Source organism: Streptomyces sp. NPDC020362, assembly GCF_040642095.1.
Taxonomy (GTDB): Bacteria; Actinomycetota; Actinomycetes; order Streptomycetales; family Streptomycetaceae; genus Streptomyces.
This window is the reverse complement of sequence record NZ_JBFAET010000326.1, coordinates 1-6,196: the sequence shown is the minus strand read 5'-3', so window position 1 is coordinate 6,196 and position 6,196 is coordinate 1. Positions and strand designations below refer to the sequence as shown.

The following is a 6,196-nucleotide window of genomic DNA, read 5'->3' as shown; positions in this document are numbered from 1 at the left end:
AACACGACGCCCTCGGAATCGATCTCCAGGCGCTGGTCGATCGTCGACGACCACGACGGGCCGAACCAGCGACCGAAGCGGTAACCCGACTCCACGCGCCGCTTGAAGACGAGAGGCAGCACGCCGGGCAGCGTCACGTCCGTCTGCGGCAGATACATCTTGCCGGTGGTGAGATCGACCGGATCCGTGGGGTCTTCCTCGACCTGACTACCGGGGTTGGGGTTGTCGTGCTCGCCGGGGTTGCTCCTGGCCGTGTCTGCCGCCGAGTCCCCGGCCTTCGCTTCCTCGGCGCCCTTCAGCCCGTCTTCCGCGCCCCGGACGCCGTCCATAACGGCTCCCTCGGCCCCCGCCTCCGGGATGAAGAACTGGGGAGCGAGTTCGCCGCCGAACCCGCCGGGATCCTCCAGGAAGGAGTTCCAGAGCTTGTCGCCGGACTCGGTGGGATGGGTGACCAAATGCACGGCGCCGCCCAGGAGTTCCACCTTGGCCTGGAGCGCCTCGTAGGGGTGCGTGATCGCATACGGATCGAGCGGGTTCGCGTTGCGTGCCAGGTTGTTCAGGTCGCCGAGCCCGCGGACGAAACCGCCGAAGAACCGCATGTCCTCCGTCTCGGTGGCATCCAGGAAATCCACGCCGTCGAGCTTGAGCTGGTTGACGGCCGACGGCTCACTAGGAGCGTGCTGCAGGGCAGCTTTGACGCGGCCGGCCGCCTCCGAGGCGAGGTGAGTGCGCTGGCGTCGGGCTGCGGCCAGGATCTGCTCGGCCGCGTGCTTGGCCTCGTCGCCAGGGTCCTGCTCCGACGGCCTCGGTCCGGGGTCCTTGTCGCCCGCCTCGACCGCGTCGTTGTACGTCTTCACCTTCTGCTGGTGGGCCTTTGAGGCGGCCTTGCCCTCGCGGTACTTCGCCACCGCCTCCCGTGCCTGAGCCTGCGCCCACTCCACCGTGTGCGCGAAATTCTCCAGCGCGGATGCCGCCTCTCCGCACGCTTCCGCAGCCTGCTGCCACTTGACCTGGTGCGAGGCGAACTTCTTGCGGAAGGTGTCGGCCGCCTCGCCCTTGAAGTCCGACGAGTCGAGACTTTTCATACCGGACGCGACCGCGCCGAAGGCCTGCCCGAAATGCTGCAGGTGCCCCGCCGTCTCGCGCAGCTTCGCCGGGTTGCCGTGGATGAGTTCCTTCGGGTCCTCGGTCTCGTCCAGCTGCTGCTCGTCCACGTGCGCGCCCAGCTTGGACGCGGTGGAGTCGCCCCAGTCGTCGACCTTGTCGGCAGCACCATGTGCACCGGCCCAGTCGAGCGCGTCTCCCACACCGTGGGCGCCCTCGTCGATGACGTGGCCCGTCGTCCGCTTGACGTGGTCGTAGCCGGACTTGAGCGACCCCAGTGCGCTGTTTAACTTCCCGGTGAGCGACATCAGTTGTCGCCGCCCGTCCCGGTCACGTCCTGCACGATGGACGGCGAGACCGGGATGGGGCTTCCGGGTATGCCCTCGCTCGTCTCCACGTCCGTGAGCATGCCCTTCCCGGTCTGCTTCAAGGAGTTCACCAGATTGTCCCGGTCCTTCTTGCCGTAACCCGTCGTCGTCCCGGCATGGTTGATCTGGTCCAGGCTCTCCTTCTCCACCTTGTCGTTGGAGGCGAAGGGATCTCCGACGGCGGAGTTGTAGGCGATCTTGAACGATCCCTTCACGTACTCGTCCGTCTGGTGGAAGGTGCCGGCCGCGAGCCCCATCCCCTCGGCCAGCGCGTTCCCCTCCTGCATCAGATCGCGCACTCCCCACTGCCAGCGCTCGCAGAAGGTGTGCAGCATCGCGCCCAGATGGTCGTCGCCGACGTCCATGCCGTCCATCTCCAGGCCGGTGAAACCACGCCCCTCGCCTGCCCAGCCCTTCATCCCGCCCAGCGAATCCATCTCGCTCAGCGCCTTGTTGATGCCCTCGGCCATCGACTTCAGCCCCTGCACCCGCAGGTCCGGCTGTCCGCTTCCGCCCGCTGTCGTCACTGCTCCCCCTCCCCCGTCGGTCCTCCGGCCTCGGCACCCGGGGCCACACGCGTACGTGTTCCGCCTTCACCTGCCGCGCCGTCGTCGCTCCCCGCCCCGTCCACGGCGACCGTCTCCGGCACGATCCCGACGACCGGCGGCAGCACCAGCCCCCGTTCGCCGTCGCCGGCATCCACCAGCACCCCGCACGGCAACCCGGTCCCGGCCACCGCCGGTACCCCTGCGTCCAGCACCGCGGCACCCCACACCGCCCGGTACCGCCAGGTCCGGTCGACCTCTCCACGTGCCCTGGCGTATCGCCCGAGCGCAGCCTCGTCGGTGAACGCGAGCAACCACCGCGCCCCGTGCGTCTCCACCGTCAGGGCCGCACCCTTCTCCCCGTACGGGACGAGGACGCGGCGACGGCGGAACTCGCCGAGGCGTGTGTGGAACCGGCGTCGGTGAAGCCTGAGTCGAATGGCCTGTTCCGCGAAGAGCGGAGCGTCCCGCCGGTCGGCCGACCGTGCGGCCGGGGATTCCGGGGCGGCCGTTGTCGCAGGCCCGGCCGTCATTGCAGTGGCCTCTGCGGCCTGCTTCGCGGTGGCGAATGTGTCGGGCCCCGGATGGGGTTGGGTCGAAGAGGAGACATCAGCGGGAGGCAAAGGTGCACGGCCCGCGTACAGAACCGTCTGCTCCGCAATGTCCGTCAGCGCCGACCTGGGCGGACGTAACTCGGCCTCGCCCGCCGCCCCTGCCGATCCCGTCGGCTCAACGCTCCCCACAGCGCGATCCCCCTGCCGAAGAATGTTCTGCTACGTTCGGCTGCTTTCATTCAGTGAACGATCTTCGATCGTCACACGTACAGGCTGACGCGGGCAACGTTCACCCGACCAACAATGGGCAAAGGACGGTCAACTCGCGTCAAATCCGGCGCGATTCCCACAGTCACGCCCGGGATCCTCACACCAGCCCCTTGGCGAACGCAACGCGGCTCTCAGCCGGTGGACGGGCCTTCGGCCGCATGTGTCCGTCCACGGACCGCCTGCCAGGGCACCCCCACCCGCCGGAACTCGATCGTCTCGTAAGCGCTCGTCATCCCCGTCTCGTAGAGGATCCCCACGGTGTCGTGGTCCAGCTGTACGAGGTCGGAGTAGGCGGCACGGCGGGCGGACAGGGTCAGGGTCTTGGTGAAGGTCGCTCCGCCGTCCGTGCTGCTCCACAGGGCCATCGCGCGGCGGACGGTCGGCACGGAGGGGCCGGAGAACAGCAGGGGGGCGGCAGGGCCCCGGAGCTGGAGGACACTGCCCTGGGTCACGGGGACGTCGTTCAGGGTGGGCTGGACGGCGAAGGGGCGGTCGAGGGTACGGCCGCCGTCGCTGCTGTAACTGTCGAGGCGGTTGCCGGGGCTGCTGCCGTTCTGGTCCCGGGAGCTGATGTACAGGCGGCCGTCCGGGAGCTGGGCGGCGCCGGTCTCGTTGGCGTTGGCCACGCCGTCGTAGGTGTCGTCCACGAAGCCGAGGTGCCAGGTGCGGCCGTCGTCGTCGCTGTAGAGGGCATGGGCGCCGTAGTAGCGGGCCTCCCGGCCGGTGTCGTGGGAGCCGGCGGGCGGGGCGGCGGAGTGGTCGGCGGGGACCAGCAGGCGGCCGGCGTGCCGGCCATGGATCAGGGCCAGCGCGTGGCCGGGGCCGGTCGCGTACCAGCGCCAGCCGGGCCGCTTCACCTCGGCCGTGATCTCGTGCGGGGGTGTGAAGTGGCGGCCGTCGTCCCGGCTGCGCTGCACGAACACCCGGCGGCCCTGCTCCGGCGCGACCTTGCCGCGCATGATCTGGTCCTCCGTCACCGCCCCGCTGTTGGACGAGGTCACCAGGACCACCGCGCCGGTGCGCGGGTCGACCACGGGCGCCGGGTTGCCCCGGGTGTCGCCCTGCCCGGCGGCCACGACCGTCATCGCGCCCCAGGTGCAGCCGCCGTCGGTGGAGCGGCGCAGGACGACATCGATGTCACCGGTGTCGCCGGCGCCGTCGCGCCGGCCCTCGGCGAAGGCCAGGACGGTGCCGCCCGCGGTCTCCCCGCCGGGCAGGTGCCGGCGCAGGTGCGGGAGGGTGAGGACGGCCGCGGGGATGCGGTAGCTCGCGTAACCGCCCTCGCCGGCCGTGTAGGGCACCGAGGAGGCGCAGCCGTGGGCGGAGTGGGCCGGGTGCAGGGCGGTGAGCGGGGTGAGGAACGCGGTGGCGACGAGGAGGACGCGGCTCAGCGGGGTCACACCTCACATACTCCCCGGAACCACCAGCCCCGACTCGTAGCCCACGATCACCAGCTGGGCGCGGTCGCGCGCCCCGAGCTTGCCCATGATCCGGCTGACGTGGGTCTTCGCGGTGAGCGGGCTGAGCCCCAACGCCTCGGCTATTTCGGTGTTGTTGAGGCCTCGGGTGACGAGTGCCAGCACCTCCCGCTCGCGGTCCGAGAGGCACTCGGGGCCGCCCGTCGCGGGCGCGGAGGGGCTGCGCAGGAACCGCTCGATCAGGCGTGCCGTCGGGCCCGGGGAGAGCAGCGCCTCGCCCGCGGCGACCGTGCGGATCGCGTCGAGGAGGTCGGCCGGGCGGGTGTCCTTGACCAGGAAGCCGGAGGCGCCCGCGCGCAGCGCGTCCACGATGTACTCGTCGGTGTCGTAGGTGGTGAGGACCAGCACCTTCACCCCGGCGAGGTCCTCGTCGGCGGCGATCAGCCGGGTGGCCTCGATGCCGTCGAGGCCGGGCATGCGGAGGTCCATCAGCACCAGGTCGGCGCGTTCGGTGCGGGCCAGGTCGACGGCCTCGCGGCCGGTGGCGGCCTGCCCGACGACCACCATGTCCGGCGCGGACTCCACGAGCATCGCGAACGCGGCCCGCACGAGGGTCTGGTCGTCGGCGAGCAGGACCCGGACGGGGTTCATCGTGTTCCTCCCAGCGGCAGCAGGGCCGTCACCTCGAAGCCGTGGCCGTCCGTGCGGGTTCCGGCGTCGACCGTGCCGCCGACGCTGCGGGCCCGCTCCCGCATGCCGACCAGGCCGAAACCGGGCGTGCCGTCGCCCGCGCCCGCGCCGTCGTCGGTGACGTGGACGCGCAGGGCGCCGTCGTCCTCGTGCACGCGTACGTGCACGGTCAGGTCGTCGCGGCCGCCGTGCCGTACCGCGTTGGTGAGCGCCTCCTGGACAATCCGGTAGGCGGCGGCTCCCACGGCGGGCGGCACCTCGTCGGCGGTGACCGTGAGCCTCACGTCGGCGCCCGTGGCCGTGCGCGCGAGGTCGGCCAGGCCGTGCAGTCCGGGCAGCGGGCCGCGGGCGTCCGGGGCGCCGGGGTCGCGCAGGACCTCCAGGGTCGTGCGCAGTTCCCCGCGGGCGCTGCGGCAGGTCTCGGCGATGTCCTCCAGGGCCCCGGCGACGGCGGCCCGGTCCAGGCGGCCGGGGTCGGCGGAAAGGACGTGGGCGGCGACCGAGGTCTGCACGCCGATGAGGGTGATGCTGTGGGCGAGCAGGTCGTGCAGGTCGCGGGCGATGCGCAGGCGTTCCTCGGCGACCCGGCGGCGGGCCTCCTCCTCGCGGGTGCGTTCGGCCCGTTCGGCGCGTTCGAGGGCGGCGGTCGCGTTCTCGCGGTGGACGCGGATGTAGCCGCCCAGCACGAGCATGGAGACGATCCAGCCGGTGATCTGGAACGACACCGCGAGCCCGGCCATGCCGTGGCCGATCTTCAGGACCAGCATGAGCCCGATGACGGCGCTGCCGATGGCCGCCGTGCGCGCAGGGCCGCTGCTGACCGCCACCGTGTAGAGGACGACCATGGAGGCGGCGGTCGGCGCGGAGTGGTTGTAGTCCTGCTGGTGGTAGAACGCGATCAGCGGAAGCGCGATCGCCAGCACCGTCAGTGGTGCCCTGCTGCGCCAGGCCAGCGGCACGTGGAGGCCGAGCAGCAGGGCCCAGCCGAGCGCGTCCGGGTGCCGTCCGCTGCCGACGGTCACCGCGATCACGGAGGCCAGGGCGGCGAGGCCGACGGCGAGGTACACGTCCTGCCGCAGCGGGTCGAGGGACGCGAGGGCCCGTCGGGGCCGGACGGCGGTGATGGTTGCCTGCACGCTGTTCATCTTCCGGTAGGCGGGTGCCCCCGCCCGCGGGCGGGGCCCCCCGGGGTGAGGCCCCCGGGTGCCGGGCGCCCGCCGGGGCCCCGGGACGCGGGCCCGGCAGCC

6 protein-coding genes are annotated in these 6,196 nt (G+C 71.8%); all 6 read right to left on the bottom strand.

What is annotated here, in order from left to right:
• On the bottom strand, positions 1-1,412 hold a 1,412-nt coding region (locus AB0H32_RS45970; RefSeq protein WP_361134962.1), incomplete at its 3' end, for a putative T7SS-secreted protein.
• Positions 1,412-1,999 carry a hypothetical protein gene (locus tag AB0H32_RS45965; RefSeq protein WP_361134959.1) on the bottom strand — a complete coding sequence of 196 codons (588 nt, stop codon included), beginning with the start codon at positions 1,997-1,999 and terminating at the stop codon, positions 1,412-1,414. The genes AB0H32_RS45965 and AB0H32_RS45970, both read right to left, overlap by 1 nt.
• Positions 1,996-2,550, bottom strand: coding sequence for an SseB family protein (locus tag AB0H32_RS45960; protein ID WP_361134956.1), 555 nt, complete (start codon positions 2,548-2,550; stop codon positions 1,996-1,998). The genes AB0H32_RS45965 and AB0H32_RS45960 overlap by 4 nt, the downstream gene beginning before the upstream one ends.
• Before the next feature lie 422 nt (positions 2,551-2,972).
• Positions 2,973-4,241, bottom strand: a complete 1,269-nt coding sequence (locus tag AB0H32_RS45955) for a sialidase family protein (RefSeq protein ID WP_361134953.1) — start codon at positions 4,239-4,241, stop codon at positions 2,973-2,975.
• A gap of 3 nt (positions 4,242-4,244) precedes the next feature.
• A complete protein-coding gene (locus AB0H32_RS45950) occupies positions 4,245-4,910 on the bottom strand; it encodes a response regulator transcription factor (protein ID WP_361134951.1) in 666 nt (221 codons plus the stop codon).
• Positions 4,907-6,094 (bottom strand): sensor histidine kinase, encoded by a 1,188-nt coding sequence (locus tag AB0H32_RS45945; protein ID WP_361134948.1) that lies wholly within the window; start codon positions 6,092-6,094, stop codon positions 4,907-4,909. Before AB0H32_RS45945 ends, AB0H32_RS45950 begins: the two co-directional genes overlap by 4 nt.
• Between the last annotated feature and the right edge of the window lie 102 nt (positions 6,095-6,196).